The 15,257-nt window shown below is 68.4% G+C and carries 16 protein-coding genes; 2 read left to right on the forward strand and 14 right to left on the reverse strand.

Annotated elements, in window-relative coordinates:
* Positions 1-149: 149 nt before the first annotated feature.
* The 6 genes from N1F91_RS01705 to N1F91_RS01730 form a co-directional block, all read right to left on the reverse strand.
* Positions 150-1,178 carry a glucokinase gene (locus N1F91_RS01705; protein WP_289989669.1) on the reverse strand — a complete coding sequence of 343 codons (1,029 nt, stop codon included), beginning with the start codon at positions 1,176-1,178 and terminating at the stop codon, positions 150-152.
* 7 nt (positions 1,179-1,185) lie between these two features.
* Positions 1,186-1,605, reverse strand: coding sequence for a methylglyoxal synthase (locus N1F91_RS01710; RefSeq protein ID WP_289989672.1), 420 nt, complete (start codon positions 1,603-1,605; stop codon positions 1,186-1,188).
* Positions 1,606-1,719: 114 nt separating this feature from the next.
* Positions 1,720-2,748: a penicillin-insensitive murein endopeptidase gene (gene mepA, locus N1F91_RS01715; RefSeq protein WP_289989673.1), complete on the reverse strand. Its 1,029-nt coding sequence runs from the start codon at positions 2,746-2,748 to the stop codon at positions 1,720-1,722.
* A gap of 127 nt (positions 2,749-2,875) precedes the next feature.
* Positions 2,876-3,787: an SDR family oxidoreductase gene (locus N1F91_RS01720; RefSeq protein WP_289989675.1), complete on the reverse strand. Its 912-nt coding sequence runs from the start codon at positions 3,785-3,787 to the stop codon at positions 2,876-2,878.
* On the reverse strand, positions 3,784-4,950 hold the full coding sequence (queG, locus tag N1F91_RS01725) for a tRNA epoxyqueuosine(34) reductase QueG (RefSeq protein ID WP_289989677.1): 1,167 nt from the start codon (positions 4,948-4,950) through the stop codon (positions 3,784-3,786). The genes N1F91_RS01720 and queG overlap by 4 nt, the downstream gene beginning before the upstream one ends.
* Positions 4,950-5,642, reverse strand: coding sequence for a glutathione S-transferase family protein (locus N1F91_RS01730; protein ID WP_289989679.1), 693 nt, complete (start codon positions 5,640-5,642; stop codon positions 4,950-4,952). The genes queG and N1F91_RS01730 overlap by 1 nt, the downstream gene beginning before the upstream one ends.
* 170 nt (positions 5,643-5,812) lie before the next feature.
* Between N1F91_RS01730 and N1F91_RS01735 the strand changes: the two genes are divergently transcribed.
* Positions 5,813-6,619, forward strand: a complete 807-nt coding sequence (locus tag N1F91_RS01735) for an undecaprenyl-diphosphate phosphatase (protein ID WP_289989681.1) — start codon at positions 5,813-5,815, stop codon at positions 6,617-6,619.
* A gap of 308 nt (positions 6,620-6,927) precedes the next feature.
* Here the strand turns inward: N1F91_RS01735 and N1F91_RS01740 are convergent, their stop codons facing one another.
* The 3 genes from N1F91_RS01740 to N1F91_RS01750 form a co-directional block, all read right to left on the reverse strand.
* On the reverse strand, positions 6,928-7,905 hold the full coding sequence (locus N1F91_RS01740) for a complex I NDUFA9 subunit family protein (RefSeq protein ID WP_289989682.1): 978 nt from the start codon (positions 7,903-7,905) through the stop codon (positions 6,928-6,930).
* 139 nt (positions 7,906-8,044) lie between these two features.
* On the reverse strand, positions 8,045-8,236 hold the full coding sequence (locus N1F91_RS01745; RefSeq protein ID WP_289989684.1) for a DUF2783 domain-containing protein: 192 nt from the start codon (positions 8,234-8,236) through the stop codon (positions 8,045-8,047).
* 11 nt (positions 8,237-8,247) lie between these two features.
* Complete coding sequence (locus N1F91_RS01750; protein WP_289989685.1) at positions 8,248-9,858, reverse strand: FAD-dependent oxidoreductase; 1,611 nt, start codon at positions 9,856-9,858, stop codon at positions 8,248-8,250.
* 81 nt (positions 9,859-9,939) lie between these two features.
* On the opposite strand from N1F91_RS01750, the gene N1F91_RS01755 reads away from it, so the two are divergent.
* Positions 9,940-10,206 (forward strand): type II toxin-antitoxin system prevent-host-death family antitoxin, encoded by a 267-nt coding sequence (locus tag N1F91_RS01755; protein ID WP_289989687.1) that lies wholly within the window; start codon positions 9,940-9,942, stop codon positions 10,204-10,206.
* Between the two features lie 281 nt (positions 10,207-10,487).
* On the opposite strand, the gene N1F91_RS01760 is transcribed toward N1F91_RS01755, so the two are convergent.
* From N1F91_RS01760 to N1F91_RS01780, 5 genes are all read right to left on the reverse strand, one after another.
* On the reverse strand, positions 10,488-11,438 hold the full coding sequence (locus N1F91_RS01760; protein ID WP_289989689.1) for an MBL fold metallo-hydrolase: 951 nt from the start codon (positions 11,436-11,438) through the stop codon (positions 10,488-10,490).
* Positions 11,439-11,731: 293 nt separating this feature from the next.
* A complete protein-coding gene (gene hmgA, locus N1F91_RS01765) occupies positions 11,732-13,045 on the reverse strand; it encodes a homogentisate 1,2-dioxygenase (RefSeq protein WP_289989692.1) in 1,314 nt (437 codons plus the stop codon).
* Positions 13,046-13,224: 179 nt separating this feature from the next.
* On the reverse strand, positions 13,225-13,506 hold the full coding sequence (locus N1F91_RS01770; RefSeq protein ID WP_289989694.1) for a hypothetical protein: 282 nt from the start codon (positions 13,504-13,506) through the stop codon (positions 13,225-13,227).
* A gap of 92 nt (positions 13,507-13,598) precedes the next feature.
* Positions 13,599-14,375, reverse strand: a complete 777-nt coding sequence (locus N1F91_RS01775; RefSeq protein ID WP_289989695.1) for an ABC transporter ATP-binding protein — start codon at positions 14,373-14,375, stop codon at positions 13,599-13,601.
* A complete protein-coding gene (locus tag N1F91_RS01780; protein ID WP_289989763.1) occupies positions 14,372-15,145 on the reverse strand; it encodes an ABC transporter permease in 774 nt (257 codons plus the stop codon). The genes N1F91_RS01775 and N1F91_RS01780 overlap by 4 nt, the downstream gene beginning before the upstream one ends.
* Between the last annotated feature and the right edge of the window lie 112 nt (positions 15,146-15,257).

The following is a 15,257-nucleotide window of genomic DNA, read 5'->3' on the forward strand; positions in this document are numbered from 1 at the left end:
TTGTCCCGCGGCGCAGGAAGCGGCGAACGGGGAACCAAAAGTCTGGCCCCCTTTAGAGCCTTTCCCCGGCGTTGGAAACCGCCCTGTTCCATGCCGCGCGCGGCCCGCCGTCGCGGCGCCTGCGTCGGGTCGTGCGCGTCCATGGCGCGTCAGCGCGCCGGCCAGCGCCGCCCGCGCGTCTCGACGCCGAAGCGGGCTGGCGTGCGGGCGAAGGCCGCCAGCCCGGTCAGCGCCGCCAGCGGATGGGTGATGACGTAGATCGGGATCGCCTTCATCAGGGCGCTGTGCGGCGCCTTGTCCTCGAAGGCTGCGCGGAAGCGCGGATGCTTCAGCGCCTCGACGATCTTCTGGGCGATGCCGCCGGTGAGATAGACGCCGCCGCGGCTCATGAATACCAGCGCCAGGTCGCCGGCGATGCGCCCGAGGCAGGTCACGAACATTTCCAGCGCCTCGACGGCGGTGGCGTCGCTGCCGGCGAGCCCGGCGGTGGTAATCTCGGCCGGCGTGGTGAAGGGGGCGTCCTTGGCGTCCGCCTTGGCGATGGCGCGATAGACGTTGACCAGGCCGCGGCCGCACAGCAGCTGCTCGCCCGAGATCCGCCCCTCGATCCGCTCCAGATGCGGGAAGACGTCGAAATCGCGCGGCGTGCGGGGACCCATGTCCATGTGGCCGCCCTCGCCGGGAACCGGAATCCAGGTGCGGCAGGCGTGGATCAGCCCGGCCACGCCGAGGCCGGTGCCGGGGCCGAGCACGACGCGGCTGGCGTCCGGCTCGGCTTCGCCGGCGCCGATCTTGACCATGTGCTCCTCGCCCAGCGCCACCACGGCCAGCGCCTGGGCCTCGAAATCGTTGAGGAGCACGATGTCCTCGAGCCCCAGCGACTTGCGCATCTCCAGCGGCCGCACCACCCAGTCGCAATTGGTCAGGTCGACCTCGTCGCCGTCGATCGGCCCGGCGACGGCCAGAACCGCGGAACGGGGCATGATCGAGGTGCGGTCCAGGATCGACGCCTGGATCGCCTCGTCGATGTTGGCGAAGTCCGCCGTCTGGACGATCGGGAATTCCTTCGGTTCGGCATAGGAATCGACCAGCAGCGCGAAGCGCGCGTTGGTTCCGCCGATGTCGCCGATCAGCACCGGGAACTTCAGCACTTGGGTCGTCTCGATCGACTGGGCCATCTCGTCTTCAACCGTTCTGCGCCGGAGCGCTGGCTCCGGTCCGCCTGAGAGTGTTTGTCGCCGACAGAACGATCTCGGCCGTCGCCCGGTTCAGCGCCATGGGGATATCATAGACCGTGGCCAGCCGCATCAGCGCCTTTACGTCGACGTCGTGCGGCAGCGGGGTGAGCGGATCGACGAAGAAGACCAGCACGTCGATGCGGCCTTCCGCGATCAGCGCGCCGATCTGCTGGTCGCCGCCGAGCGGGCCGCTCTTCATCCGGGTCACCGTCAGCGCCGGGCAGGCCTCGACGATCCGGCCGCCGGTCGTGCCGGTCGCCACGAGATCGCAGCCGGACAGGAAGCCCTCATGCGACCGCACGAAGGAGACGAGGTCGTCCTTCTTCTGGTCGTGCGCGATCAGCGCAAGACGCAATCTCTCCGCCACGGCGTTCTCGTCCTCTCCGGCTCTGGCTGCAGCGCACCTAAACCGATTTAGCGTCGCTTTGCAACGAAGCAGCCGGGTCAGGCGCCGGCGCCGGCGCCGGCGCGGCGCAGCCGGTCAGGGCTGCGGACGCGGGGTCGGAATGGGAATGTCGCCGGCCGGCACGGGTGGAACTGCGCTGGCTGCGACCGTGACGGACACGCTTGCCACCGCAGCACGGCCGGAACCGTCGACCGTCACGGCAGCCTCCGACACCGGCGCGGGCGCCTTCAGCACGGCGCGGCAGGCGGCGGGCAGCGCCGCGAGCGTCATGATGTCCCTTGCCTTCGGCGCGTCGGGATTCTTGTTCGGCCGCCACGGCTCCTCGGTGAACCACCAGGCCAGCGACTTGTCGCAGCCGTCGCTTGCGGGAACAGCCTGCTGCCCCTTGCAGCCGACCGATCCCGGCTGGCAGCCGATGCGGACATGGAAATGCGAATCATGGCCCCAGAACGGCCGCACCTTGCGCAGCCACGTCCGGTCGCCCTTCACCGTGTCGCAGAGCTTCTTCTTGATGCCGGGGTGCACCAGGATTCGCTCGACCTCGCCATAGCTCGCCGCCCGCTTCAGCACCGCCACGTGCGCCGGGGTCCAGACCTTGTCGTCGACGAGGAGCGTGCCGTCCTTGATCATCGAACGCGAACCGATCGTCTCGCGCTCCTGCTCTGACAGGCGCCGGTCGGGCATCGGCGTGAACCAGATGTCGGCGTCGAGGCCGATCTGGTGCGAGGCGTGGCCGGTCAGCATCGGCCCGCCGCGCGGTTGCGAGATGTCGCCGACGAGCAGGCCGTTCCAGCCGTCCTTCGCCGCCTCGCGCGAGAAGCGCTCGAGCAGCGTGATCATCGCGGGGTGTCCCCAGCGGCGGTTGCGCGACAGGCGCATGGCCTGCCAGTTCGGGCCGTCGACGGCGATCGCCATGCCGCCGGCGAAACAGCCCTTGGAATAGAAGCCGAAGGATTCGGGCGCCGTGGCCGCCGGCAGCTTCTGGGAGCCGAACAGCGTCTTGGCCAGCGGTTCGGCTGCGGTGGCCGGTCCGGGCGAAAGCATTGCGCCGGCCAGTGCAGCCGCAAGCGCCGCGACACGCGTCAGGTAAGCCGTCTGTCTCATCGCCGGACGATCTCCGCCGTTGGTGGCCATTTCGAGACCGCGTCGGCTCGTCGCCGCCGGTTTCTCCATGGCCGCAGCCTGTGGCGCTCCGGTTACCGAAACCTTAACCGGACCGTTCGAATGCGAATCATAGCAGTTTTCGCCGCGTCGTCCGAACCTCGTCCGCTTCGCCGCGCCAGTCGTCCTCCCGCCACATCCGGGTAAGCGCCGTCTCGAAATCGGGATAGCCGAAGTCGAAGCCGGTCTGGCGGATCTTCGCGTTGGAGACGCGCTTGTTCTCGCCCCAAAAGGACAGCGCCATCGGCGACAGCGCCGCGTCCTCGAAGGCCACCTCCGGCGGCGGCTCGACGCCCATCAGGCCCGCCGCATAGGTGATGACGTCCTGCGGCGGGCAGGGGCGGTCGTCGGTGACGTTGAAGACGCCGCCGAGCCAGCGCTGGCCGAGATGATCGAGCGCCGCCGCGATGTCGGCGACATGGATGCGGTTGAATACCTGGCCCTCGCGGATGACGCGCTTCGCCGTGCCGCCGGCAAGGTTCACGAGCGCATTGCGGCCCGGGCCGTAGATGCCGGAGAGCCGCAGCACGGCCACCGGGACGCCGCGCTGGCGACCGAGATCGAGCCAGCCGGTCTCCGCCGTCAGCCGCTCGGTGGAGCGCTGCGCGCTCGGGCGGCATTCGCTGTCCTCGCTCACCCAGGCGCCGTCATGGTCGCCATAGACGCCGACGGTCGAGAGGTAGCCGATCCATTCGAGCGCCGGCATGGCGGAGCGGATCGCGTCCCGCGACGCGGCCAGAACGGGGTCCGCGCCGTTCTGCGGGCCGGCCGAGACGACGAGATGCGTGGTTTCGGCGAGAAGCGCCTGCGCCTCGGGCGAGAGCGCCGCGCCGTCGAAGAGCACCGGCCGCATGCCGAAGCTGGACAGCGCCCCCAGCTTGTCGGCCGAGCGGGTGGTGCCCGCGATCCATTCGGCCCTGCCGGCCATGCGCCTCGCGAAGGCGCGGCCGGAATAGCCGGCGCCGAAGATGAAGATCCTCATGCGGTGACGTCCTCGTGCTGTTCGATGATCCCGAGCGCTGCGCGCCATTCGTCGGCGGTTTCCCGGTCGGCGCCGTGTGCGGCGTGCAGGCGGCGGAGCTCGTTTGGATGAACGAGACGCGCCGCCGCCCAGATCGCGGCGCCGCGCACCAGCGGCGAGGGGTCGCAGACGAGGTCCGCGCAGCGCCGGCCGAGCGAGGCATCGCCGGAGTTTCCCGCAGCGATCAGCACATTGCGGATGAAGCGGTCGCGGCCGATCCGCTTGATCGGCGAGCCGGAGAAGGTGGCGCGGAAGCCCGCGTCGTCGAGATCGAGCAGGTCGGCCAGAGGCGGCGCGCGGCGGTCGTCGCGCGCGGCGAGCTTCGCCTCCGAGGCGGTGCGGGCGAACTTGTTCCACGGACAGGCGGCCAGGCAGTCGTCGCAGCCATAGATGCGGTTGCCGATCTTCTCGCGGAACGCGCGCGGGATCGGTCCCTTGTGCTCGATCGTCAGGTAGGAGATGCAGCGTCGCGCGTCGAGCTGGTAGGGCGCGGGGAAGGCATCGGTCGGGCAGATGTCGAGGCAGGCACGGCACGAGCCGCAATGGTCCTGCTCGGGCTCGTCGGGGTCGAGTTCGGCGGTGGTGAAGATCGAGCCGAGGAACAGCCAGGAGCCGAAGTCGCGGCTGACGAGATTGGTATGCTTGCCCTGCCAGCCGAGGCCGGCGGCGGCGGCCAGCGGCTTCTCCATCACCGGGGCGGTGTCGACGAACACCTTGACGTCGGCGCCGGTGCGGGCCGCGAACTGACCTGCGGCAATCTTCAGCCGGCCCTTCATGACGTCGTGATAGTCGCGGTTCTGCGCATAGACCGAGATCGCCGCGCGGGAGCGATGCTGAAGCACCGCGAGCGGGTCGTGCTCCGGCCCGTAGTTCATGCCGAGCATGACCACGCTGCGCACCTCGCTCCAGAGCCGACTCGGCGATGCCCGCCGCTCCATGGTTTCGGGGATCCAGTCCATCGTGCCGTGGCGCCCCTGACGGACGAATTCGGCCAGCCGCGCCGCCGCCTGCGGTGCGGCGTCCGGCCGCGTCACCCGCAGCACGTCGAAGCCGGCGGCACGGGCGGCCGCGTCGAGGAAGGCCCGCAGCCGGCTCCTGTCGGGCCGTGCGGCGGCGCCGCTCATCAGAAGTCGAGATCCGCGTAGTGCGACACCGGCGGCAGCCCCGACATCCGGTCGGCCAGCAGCGGCCGGAACGACGGCCGCGACTTGACGCGGACATACCAGTCGCGCGCCGCCGGATAGTCGCTCCAGTCGATCTCGCCGAGATAGTCGAGCACGGACAGCGAACTGGCCGCCGCGAGATCGGCATAGCTGATCGTGTCGCCCGCCAGCCAGTCGCGCGTGCCGGCCAGCCAGTTGGTGTATTTCATGTGCGGCTTCAGGTTGGCGCGCGCGACGCGGATCGCCTGCGCGTCCGGCGAGCCGCCGCCCTGCTCGCGCGGCATCAGCGGCTTGAAGGCGCGCTCGCGGGCGAGGTGCTTCGTCACCTCCGCTTCGGTCTTGCCGAGATACCAGTCCACCAGCCGGCGGGCTTCGGCGCGCGCGAAGGGGTTCTCGGCGAACAGCCGCCGCTCGCGCTTGATGGCGCCGCGCGTCTCGTCGATGTATTCGGCGATGACGGTCGCGCCGACGATCGCCGCATCGCCCTCGGCCAGCAGCACGGGCAGGCTTCCGGCCGGGTTCAGCGCCAGGAACTCCTTGCGCCGGACCCATGGCTTTTCCTCGATCAGGGCCAGTTCCTCCCCATACTCGCCGAAGGCGAGGCGGACGAACCGGCAGGAGGCGTCGAGCGGATGATGGAACAAAGTCAGCATGGGGCGGACTGAATACAACCCTGTGGCGTTTTCGCGGCTGCGGCGCTATGAGCGGCCGACGCTCCGAAGCGTCCCGCAGCCCGGTCGCGAACATGGCCCGTGCTATAGGGGCATGCGGGCATCATGACAAGCAAGCCGCGTTTAATCGCCCTCTCGAACGGAACTGCCGAATGGACAGCCAGAGCATCGTGGAAGCCCTCCTTCTCGGCTTGCTGGAGGGCCTGACGGAGTTCATCCCGGTCTCCTCGACCGGTCACATCCTGCTCGCCGGCCATTTCCTCGGCTTCGAATCGGCCGGCAAGGCCTTCGAGGTGCTGATCCAGCTCGGCGCGATCCTCGCCATCCTGACGGTCTATTTCGGCCGGCTCTGGAACCTCCTGGTGGCGTTTCCGAGCGACGCGCGCACGCGGCGCTTCGTCCTTGGCATCCTGGTTGCCTTCCTGCCCGCCGCGATCATCGGCGCCATGGCGCACGGCTTCATCAAGGCGGTGCTGTTCGAATCGCCGATGCTGATCTGCGTGATGCTGATCCTGGGCGGAATCATCCTCTTGTGGGTCGACCGCTGGGCGCTGAAGCCGCGCTATACCGACGTGATGGACTATCCGCTCGGCCTGTGCCTGAAGATCGGCCTGTTCCAGTGCCTGGCGATGATTCCGGGTACCTCGCGCTCGGGCGCCACCATCGTCGGCGCGCTGCTCATGGGCACCGACAAGCGCTCGGCGGCGGAGTTCTCGTTCTTCCTCGCCATGCCCACCATGGCGGGAGCCTTCGTCTACGACCTCTACAAGAACCGCGACATCCTCTCGACCGACGACCTGCTGCTCATCGGCGTCGGCTTCGTTGCGTCCTTCGTCGTGGCGGTCTTCGTCGTCCGTTCGCTGCTCGATTTCGTGTCGAAGCGCGGCTACGCGCTGTTCGGCTGGTGGCGCCTGATCGTCGGCACGGTCGGCCTCGCCGCGCTGATGATCTGGGGCTGAGGCGGGAGGGCGTCGAGGCTCGATCGATCCTGCCTTCCCTTCCTTTCGAGCACCAATCGGGAGGGCGCCATATCGATAAGCCGTCATCCTCGGGCTTGTCCCGAGGATCTGCATCGTCCTGAAAAATCTGCGTTTTCAAACCTTTGATGCGCAAAAAAGACCAGCGCGACCGAGCGTGGCAGATCCTCGGGACAAGCCCGAGGATGACGGCGCGGGAGCGGCGGCGGCGGTCGGCGGGAGCGGCGGCGACCGGTTCGGACGTCGGATCTACCGGTCTGCACCGCCGCTACGGACGCGACGGTTGGCGTTCAGTGCGTGACGGTGCCGGTCGAGTACTGCCCGGCGCGGCGGAAGCGCCACAGGTAGGTCGGCAGGATCGCCTCCAGCGATTGCGGCCGGATGCCGAGGCCCTGCAGCGTGCGGCCGTCGCGGATCGCGGCTTCCGAGACGACGTTGTCGGTGGCGAGCTGCTTCAGCTGGTCGGTGGTCAGCAGCGGGCTCGGCAGCATCTCGAGCACCGACGCCTGGATGCGCGCCACAGGCCAGGGAACGCTCACCAGCCAGCGCTTGCGCTCGATGACCTCGAGCATCGTCTCCATGCATTCACGGAAGCTGAGCACCTCCGGGCCGCCCAGATCGTAGCTCTTCCCGCCGGCGATGCTGCCGTCGGCCGCGCGCGCGGCGACTTCCGCCACATCGCCGACATAGACCGGCTGGAACTTCGTCGTGCCGCCGCCGATCAGCGGCAGCACGGGTGAGAAGCGCGCCATCTCGGCAAAGCGGTTGAAGAAGGAATCCTCGGGTCCGAAGATGATCGAGGGACGCAGGATCACCGCGTCCGGCACCGCGTCGAGCACGGCTGCGACGCCGGCGGCCTTGGTGCGGGCGTATTCGGACTCCGACTGCGCATCCGCGCCGATCGCGCTGATCTGCGTCATCGAGATGCCGTTGGCGCGGCAGACCTCGGCGATCGCCTGGGCGCCGAACGACTGCACCGACGAGAAGCGCTGGCGTCCGCCCTCGTGCAGGATGCCGACGCAGTTGATCGCGTAGTCGGCGCCCTCCAGCGCCCGCTCGATCGACCAGCGATAGCGCAGATTGGCCTGGAGGGGCTGGATCTGGCCGACATTGCCGAGCGGCTGGAGATGGCCGGCAAGGTCGGGACGCCGGCAGGCGACGCGCACGAGATAGCCGCGCTTGGCCAGCGCCCGCACGATGTGCCGTCCGACGAAGCCCGAGCCTCCGAACACGGTGACCAGCCTGGGCGTGGATGCGATCAGCGCCATCGAACCTTCCTCGTCTCAATCTGCCCGGACGGACGCGCCGCGCCGGTGCCTGATGCCTGCGTCCTCATAGTCCGTTTCGCCGCAAAGGCAAAGCGCGGCGAAGGGTCTCGCAGGTGTCCGCGCGAAGACGCCGCCGGGCTCAGCCGGCCTTCGCTGCAGCCATCGCTTCGGACAGGACGGCGCGGTCGCCGATGTGGTTGGCGAGCAGCAGGATCAGCCGCGCGTTGACCGCATCGCTCTCGGCCTTGCTCAGGCCCTCGTGAAGGGAAAGCAGCTCGGCGTAGAAATCGTCCGGGCGGGGAATGTTGGGCGTGGTGACGAGCGTGTTCATGTCCATTGTCCTCAGCTGCGTCCGGTGGCGCGAACCAGCGCCGCTGCGACGGCGGCCTCGTCGAAGGCGGTCCAGCGGGCAGCGACGTGCTGGTCGGGCCGGATCAGGTAGACCGCACTGGTGGCGTCGCCGAGGTAGCGCTCGGCGAGCATTCCGCCGGGATCGTCGGCCGCCGACAGAGCCAGGCGTTCGACCGCGATGCCGCCGATCTCCAGCCGGTCCGGCGCATCCGCGTCGATCGTCATCAGCCGGAAGCCGCCATTCAGGCTGTCGAGGAGCCAGCCGTCGCGCACCGGCGCGTCGGCGGCGGGCGTGCCCGGGCGCGTGCGGCCGGGCAGGCCCTCGGCGTCCGGCCCGTTGAGCGGCAGCCCGTCGTAGGCGCAGGGCACCGACAGACGGCCCGAATTCACCAGCGGGCGGGCGAAGGCGTAGCGCTCGGAAAGGTCGAGCACCGCGTCGCGGAACAGCCGGCTGGTCTCCGATTTCGGCGTGATGAAGTCGGTCGAGCGCGACGAATTCAGGATGTTCTCGTCGGCGCCGTGAACGCGCTCGGCGTCGTAGCTGTCGAGCAGGCTCGCGGGCGCGGCGCCGTCGATGACGAGCTTCAGCTTCCAGGCGAGGTTGTCGGTGTCCTGGATGCCCGAATTCGCACCGCGCGCGCCGAAGGGCGAGACCTGGTGCGCCGAATCGCCGGCAAATAGCACGTGCCCATGGCGGAAACGCTCCATGCGCCGGCACTGGAAGGTGTAGATCGACACCCATTCGAGCTCGAAGGCGACGTCCTCGCCGAGCATCGCCTTCAGCCGGGGGATCACGTTCTCCGGCTTCTTCTCCACGTCCTTGTCGATGTTCCAGCCAAGCTGGAGATCGATGCGCCAGACGCCGTCCGGCTGCTTGTGCAGCAGCGCCGACTGGCCCTTGTTGAAGGGCGGATCGAACCAGAACCAGCGCTCGGTGGGAAAATCAGCCTCCATGACGACGTCGGCGATGAGGAAGTTGTCCTCGAAGACGCGCCCGACGAAGTCGAGGCCGAGCATCGCCCGGATCGGCGAATTGGCGCCGTCGCAGGCGACGAGCCAGTCCGCGGCGAGCCGGTAGGGACCGTCGGGCGTCTCGACCGAGAGCGTCACGCCGTCGCCCCTGCTGTCCACCGCCGTCACGCGGCTGCCACCGCGGATCTCGATCGGCTTGCCCTGCGCGGCGAGGTCCAACACCCGGTCCACGAGATACTTCTCGAAATGATATTGCTGCAGGTTGATGAAGGCCGGCCGCCTGTGCCCCGCCTCGGGCAGCAGGTTGAAGCCGTAGACCTGCCGGTCACCGAAGAACACCTTGCCGAGGTTCCAGGTCACGCCCTTGTCGACGAGGCCCGGATCGACGCCGAGCCGGTCGAGGATTTCCAGCGTGCGCTTGGAAAAGCAGATGGCGCGCGAGCCGAAGGAGACCTTGTCGTTGTCGTCCAGCACGACGACCGGCACGTCCTTCATGGCGAGGTCGATGGCGGCGCAGAGCCCGACGGGGCCGGCGCCGACGACCACGACAGGATGGCGCACCGGCTGGGCCGCGTCCTGGTCGGGCGAGCGACTGTAGGGATAGAGCGGCGTCTCGAAGATGCGGGTCATGGAAAGCGTCCTGGCTGGAGGGCGGCGGATTTGTCGACCGGTCCCGATTGGCTTAGACTGCGCGGAAACGGGGTGTCCGCCATGAACGAGCATGCACGGCAGGCAGGCACGGTCCGCGTGACGGTGGAGGAAGCGGAGGCGCGGATCGGCGAACTCCTGCGCCGCGCCGAGGCCGGCGAGCGCATCGAAGTCACGCGCGACGGCCGGCCGGTGGTGGAACTCGCGGCGGCCGAAGTTCCCGCCGCGCCGAAGCTGCCGCGGGTGGGGGCGTTCGAAGGCCAGTTCGAGCTGAACATGCCCGACGACTGGGATGAACTCGGCCCGGAGTGGGACGAGTACGTGACGTGAGCCGCCCCGCCGTCATCCTCGGGCTTGTCCCGAGGATCTGCCGACGAGCCAAAGGAGGTCGAGACGTCACTATCCAGTGGACCTCGAGGGCGGGCGGCGTGCCGGAGGACGGATGCTGATCGCGACGGGCGGTAGATCCTCGGGACAAGCCCGAGGATGACGGCGCGGGGTGGAGTGACGCCGCACTGAGTCCTGCCGACGCGCTCAGTCCTGCCGCCGGCGTCACTCATCGCTCCGCAGTCCGATCCCCCGCCCATCCCTGCTCCTCCCCGAGCGACGCCTCAGCCCTGCAGGCGCTGCCACATCTCGCGGTCGCGCTCGGCGGTCCAGATGCGCGGCGTGTCGACGCCGAGCGCCTCGTCATAGGCGCGCGCCACGTTGAAGGGGAGGCAGTGCTCGTAGATCGCATACGACGCGAACTTCGGGTCACATGCGGCGCGGCAGGCGTCCCAGGCCTCCTTCATCGAGCCGCCGCCCTGCGCGACGCGCGCGATCGGGCGGTAGGTCGAGGCGACGAAGTCGGCGGTGTTGTCGAGCGCGGCGTTGACCATCGCCTCGCCGACCAGCGCGTCGCCGCGGCCGGGCGCGATCGCGTCGAGGCCGTAGCCGCGGATCGCCTCCAGCGTCGCGGGCCAGTCGGCGAAATGCGCGTCGCCGCAATAGCAGGCCGAGTGATACTCCACGAGGTCGCCGGTGAACATGACGTTGGCGTCGGGCACGTGGGCGACGATGTCGCCCGCCGTGTGGCCGCGGCCGAGGAACTTCAGGTCGACGCGCCGCCTGCCCATGAACAGCGTCATGGCGTCGGTGAAGGTCATGGTCGGCCAGGTGAGGCCGGGGATCGACTCATGGCCCTGGAACAGGCGCGGGAAGCGGCCGAACTCCGAATCCCAGTCTTCCTGCCCGCGCTCCACCACCATGGCGCGCGCCTTGGCCGACATGATCGTCTCCGACGCGCCATAGGCGGAAGCGCCGAGCACGCGCACGGCGTGGTAGTGCGTCAGCACCACGTACTTGATCGGCTTGTCGGTGACGGAGCGGATCTTCTCGATCACCTTGTTTGCCAGCCGCGGCGTCGCCTGGGCGTCGACGATCATCACCGAATCATCGCCGATGATGACGCCGGTGTTGGGGTCGCCCTGGGCCGTGAAGGCCCAGAGATCGCGGCCGATCTCGGTAAACGAGATCTCCTTCTCGGTCATGTCTCCGGCGGAGGCGAACTGCTTGGCCATGTCTCTTCCCTTGCTTTGAATTCGGTCGTGCGTCCTTCGAGGCTCGCCCATCGAATGTTCAGCGCCCGATTGCAGGCGTCGTGCGGGCTCGCACCTCAGGATGAGGGAGGTCGGCGCCGATCTCCCTCGTTTCGTGTCCGGAGCCGTTCTGTCGCCGGCACCGCTGTTCTTCTGTCCTGAGGCCGCGCCCGGCGATCCTCATCCTGAGGCGCGAGCGCCGCGCACTGAAGGATCAGTTCCGGCCTCTCCGCCACCCCTCATCCTGAGGCGCGAGCGAAGCGAGCCTCGAAGGATCAGCTCCAGTCGCCCTCGATCGTACCGTTGAAGCGCTTCTTGAGCCCGTCCCAGCAGTCGACGTAATTGTCCTGCAGGGTGTCGAGTTCGGCCGCGTAACGGCTCAGCAGCTGCGGGTAGCGCGTCTCGAACATGAAGGCCATGGTGTGGTCGAGCTTGACCGGCTTGAGCTCGGCGCGCGAGGCCTTGTCGAAGCCGTCGGCGTCGGGACCGTGCGCCAGCATCATGTTGTGCAGGCTCATGCCGCCCGGCACGAAGCCCTCCTCCTTGGCGTCGTATTTGCCGTTGATCAGCCCCATGAACTCGCTCATGATGTTGCGGTGGTACCAGGGCGGCCGGAAGGTGTTTTCCGCCACCATCCAGCGTGGCGGGAAGATCACGAAGTCGATGTTGGCCGTGCCTTCCTCGCCGGACGGCGCGGTCAGCACCGTGAAGATCGACGGATCGGGATGGTCGAACAGGATCGCGCCCACTGGCGAGAAGGTCGACAGGTCGTATTTGTAGGGCGCGTAATTGCCGTGCCAGGCCACCACGTCGAGTGGCGAATGGCCCATCCTGGTGACGTGGAAGCCGCCGCACCACTTCACGATCAGCCGGCACGGCGTCTCCTTCTCCTCGTACCAGGCGACCGGCGTCTTGAAGTCGCGCGGGTTGGCGAGGCAGTTGGCGCCGATCGGGCCGCGGTCGGGCAGGGTGAACTTGGCGCCGTAGTTCTCGCACATGTAGCCGCGGGCCGGACCGTCCATCAGTTCGACCTTGAAGGTGAGGCCGCGCGGCAGGACGCAGATCTCGCCCGGCATCACTTCCATGACGCCCATCTCGGTGACGAAGCGCAAGCCCCCCACCTGCGGCACGACCATCAGCTCCCCGTCGGCATTGAAGAAATGATCGTCCACCATGTCGATGTTGGCGACATAGATGTGCGCGGCCATGCCGGCCTGCCCGAAGACGTCGCCCGCCGTGGTGACGGTGCGGACCCCGGCGATGAAGTCGGTCGGCTCCGAGGGCATCGGCACCGGATTCCAGCGCAGCTGGCCGAGCGGCAGATCGTGGTCGCCGGCATTCGGCGCCGACTTCCAGAGCGGATAGCTCGCCGCCGAGAAGCGGCCGTGATGCTTCACAGAGGGGCGGATGCGGTAGAGCCAGGAGCGTTCGTTGGTGCCGCGCGGCGCGGTGAAGGGCGAGCCCGAGAGCTGCTCGGCATAGAGCCCGTAGGCCGGGCGCTGCGGCGAGTTGCGACCCTGCGGCAGCGCGCCGGCCAGCGTCTCCGTCTCGAAGTCGTTCCCGAAGCCGGGCATGTAGGCGTAGGTCACGGAATGCCTCCCTCGTCTGGCGACCGGGTTGCCAGGTTGGCGACCGGGTCGCCCCTATGGCGACCGGGCCGCCTGCCGATCAATTCGTTGCGTTCGTAACCATCGAAAATGTAACTATCAACCGTTCCGGCAAGGCCCCTTGCGGCGCGTACGGCCGAAAAGGAGCGACGAAGGCCGGCTCAGCAGGTGACGGCGATCGTGCAGCGCCAGGCGTCGCTGGTGCTGATGGTATAGGGCCGCGGCTGGCCCTCGCCGTCGCATTGCAGCGTCGAAGCCTTCGACACGGGGACGCCGACGCGGACCGGCACGGCGAACTTGCCGTTGGCCAGCACCTGGATGACGCCGTGCTTTTCGTAATAGGCGATGGCCTGCTTGCAGGTCATCTCGTCGGCCAGCTGAGCGAAGGCAGGCCCCGTCATGGACGACAGCAACAATACCGCCAGAAGCCGCTTCCCTGCCATGCGTCCTGCCTCCCGGTTTGCGAGAGCGTAACCTCTCGCCGCGGAAGATCAAGTCCGAAGCGCCGCCGCGCGGCCAACCGCGCGCCTGGGCTTCAGGCGACCTTGCGCGCTTCCTCGCGGATTTCCTCCGTCAGCCGGACCTTCAACTCGAGGAAGTCGGGCTGCGCCTTCACGCGGTAGTGCCGCGGATGCGGCAGCGCGATGGGCACGTCCGCCTTGATCCGGCCCGGCCGCGCGGTCATGACCAGGCAGCGGCTGCCGAGGAAGATCGCCTCCTCGATGTCGTGCGTCACGAACAGGACGGTCTTGCGGTCTGCCTCCCAGATCTGCAGCAGCAGTTCCTGCATGAGGCCGCGCGTCTGGTTGTCCAGCGCGCCGAAAGGCTCGTCGAGCAGCAGGATGGCCGGGTCGTTGGCCAGTGCGCGGGCAATCGCCACGCGCTGCTGCATTCCGCCCGAGAGCTGCTTGGGCCAATGCCGCTCGAAGCCGTTCAGGCCGACCTTGGCGACGTAACCGGCGACGATGTCGTCGCGCATCGACTTGGCCATGCCCTTTTCGCGCAGCCCGAAGCCGATGTTCTCCTCGACGGTCAGCCAGGGAAACAGCGTGTAGGACTGGAACACCATTCCCCGGTCCGCACCTGGCCCTGCGACTTCCATTCCGCGGACGAGCACGCGACCGGTGGTCGGTTCGTCGAGGCCGGCGACGATGCGCAGCAGCGTCGACTTTCCACAGCCCGACGGGCCGAGGATGGTGACGAAGTCGTTTTCGGCCACGCTGGTGGTGATCGGCGTCAGCGCCAGCGTCGGTGCGCCGCCGCGTACGCCGCCGAAGGTGCGGCCGACCTGCGCGATCTCGACCGCGGTCATGCCAGGCTCCACGGAAACAGGCGGCGATTGGCTTCCTTGAACAGGAAGTCAGACACCAGGCCGATCACGCCGATGACGATGATGCCGAAGATGATCTGGCCGGTGTTGAGCAGCGCCTGGCTGTCGACGATCATGTGGCCGATGCCGGACGACGAGCCGATCAGCTCGGCCACGATGACGTAGGTCCAGGCCCAGCCGAGCACGAGACGCAGCGTCTCGGCGATCTGCGGCGCCGAGGCCGGGATCAGCACGCGCCGCACGATGCCGGCGTCGGTGGCGCCAAGCGTATAGGCCGCCTCGACGAGGTCGCGCCGTGTCTGGCCGACGATGACGGCGACCATCAGGATGATCTGGAACACCGCACCGATGAAGATGACGAGCAGCTTCTGCGTCTCGCCGATGCCCGCCCAGAGGATGAGCAGCGGGATGAAGGCAGAGGCGGGCAGGTAGCGGGCGAAGGAAACGAAGGGTTCGAAGAAAGCCTCGACCGCCTTCCAGGCGCCCATGGCGATGCCGAGCGGCACGGCTATGACGGCGGCGAGCACGAAGCCGCCGCAGACGCGCCAGATGGTCATGCCGATGTCGTAGGAGAAGTTGTACTCCGTCATCAGGCTCCAGCCCTCCCGCACCATGCGGGCCGGGCTGGCGAGGAAGATCGGCGAGACGAAGCCGCCGAACGTCGCCAGCGACCAGCCGGCGACGAAGAGGACGAAGAAGAGGATGCCGAGCACGATCCGCTCGATGGCGGGCACCGGCTTCAGCGGCCGCAGATAGGCCGGGCGCCGGCGGCGCGCCGGTGCCGTGATGGGGACGGCGGCGGCCAGCGATGGTGTGTTCTGCTCGGTCATGATCCTCGACGATCCGGAGGCAGGCTTTCGCCTC

Origin of the sequence: Aquibium sp. ELW1220, from assembly GCF_030398385.1 — a bacterium.
In the GTDB taxonomy this organism is placed as follows: Bacteria; Pseudomonadota; Alphaproteobacteria; order Rhizobiales; family Rhizobiaceae; genus Aquibium.

What these genes read in the sequence shown, in the direction of transcription:
- N1F91_RS01735 (WP_289989681.1), top strand. Translation starts at nt 5,813, where the DNA reads ATGGACAGCCAGAGCATCGTGGAAGCCCTCCTTCTCGGCTTGCTGGAG.
- N1F91_RS01730 (WP_289989679.1), bottom strand. Translation starts at nt 5,642, where the DNA reads ATGCTGACTTTGTTCCATCATCCGCTCGACGCCTCCTGCCGGTTCGTC.
- N1F91_RS01750 (WP_289989685.1), bottom strand. Translation starts at nt 9,858, where the DNA reads ATGACCCGCATCTTCGAGACGCCGCTCTATCCCTACAGTCGCTCGCCC.
- N1F91_RS01755 (WP_289989687.1), top strand. Translation starts at nt 9,940, where the DNA reads ATGAACGAGCATGCACGGCAGGCAGGCACGGTCCGCGTGACGGTGGAG.
- queG (WP_289989677.1), bottom strand. Translation starts at nt 4,950, where the DNA reads ATGAGCGGCGCCGCCGCACGGCCCGACAGGAGCCGGCTGCGGGCCTTC.
- N1F91_RS01705 (WP_289989669.1), bottom strand. Translation starts at nt 1,178, where the DNA reads ATGGCCCAGTCGATCGAGACGACCCAAGTGCTGAAGTTCCCGGTGCTG.
- N1F91_RS01760 (WP_289989689.1), bottom strand. Translation starts at nt 11,438, where the DNA reads ATGGCCAAGCAGTTCGCCTCCGCCGGAGACATGACCGAGAAGGAGATC.
- N1F91_RS01745 (WP_289989684.1), bottom strand. Translation starts at nt 8,236, where the DNA reads ATGAACACGCTCGTCACCACGCCCAACATTCCCCGCCCGGACGATTTC.
- N1F91_RS01770 (WP_289989694.1), bottom strand. Translation starts at nt 13,506, where the DNA reads ATGGCAGGGAAGCGGCTTCTGGCGGTATTGTTGCTGTCGTCCATGACG.
- N1F91_RS01720 (WP_289989675.1), bottom strand. Translation starts at nt 3,787, where the DNA reads ATGAGGATCTTCATCTTCGGCGCCGGCTATTCCGGCCGCGCCTTCGCG.
- mepA (WP_289989673.1), bottom strand. Translation starts at nt 2,748, where the DNA reads ATGAGACAGACGGCTTACCTGACGCGTGTCGCGGCGCTTGCGGCTGCA.
- N1F91_RS01740 (WP_289989682.1), bottom strand. Translation starts at nt 7,905, where the DNA reads ATGGCGCTGATCGCATCCACGCCCAGGCTGGTCACCGTGTTCGGAGGC.
- N1F91_RS01775 (WP_289989695.1), bottom strand. Translation starts at nt 14,375, where the DNA reads ATGACCGCGGTCGAGATCGCGCAGGTCGGCCGCACCTTCGGCGGCGTA.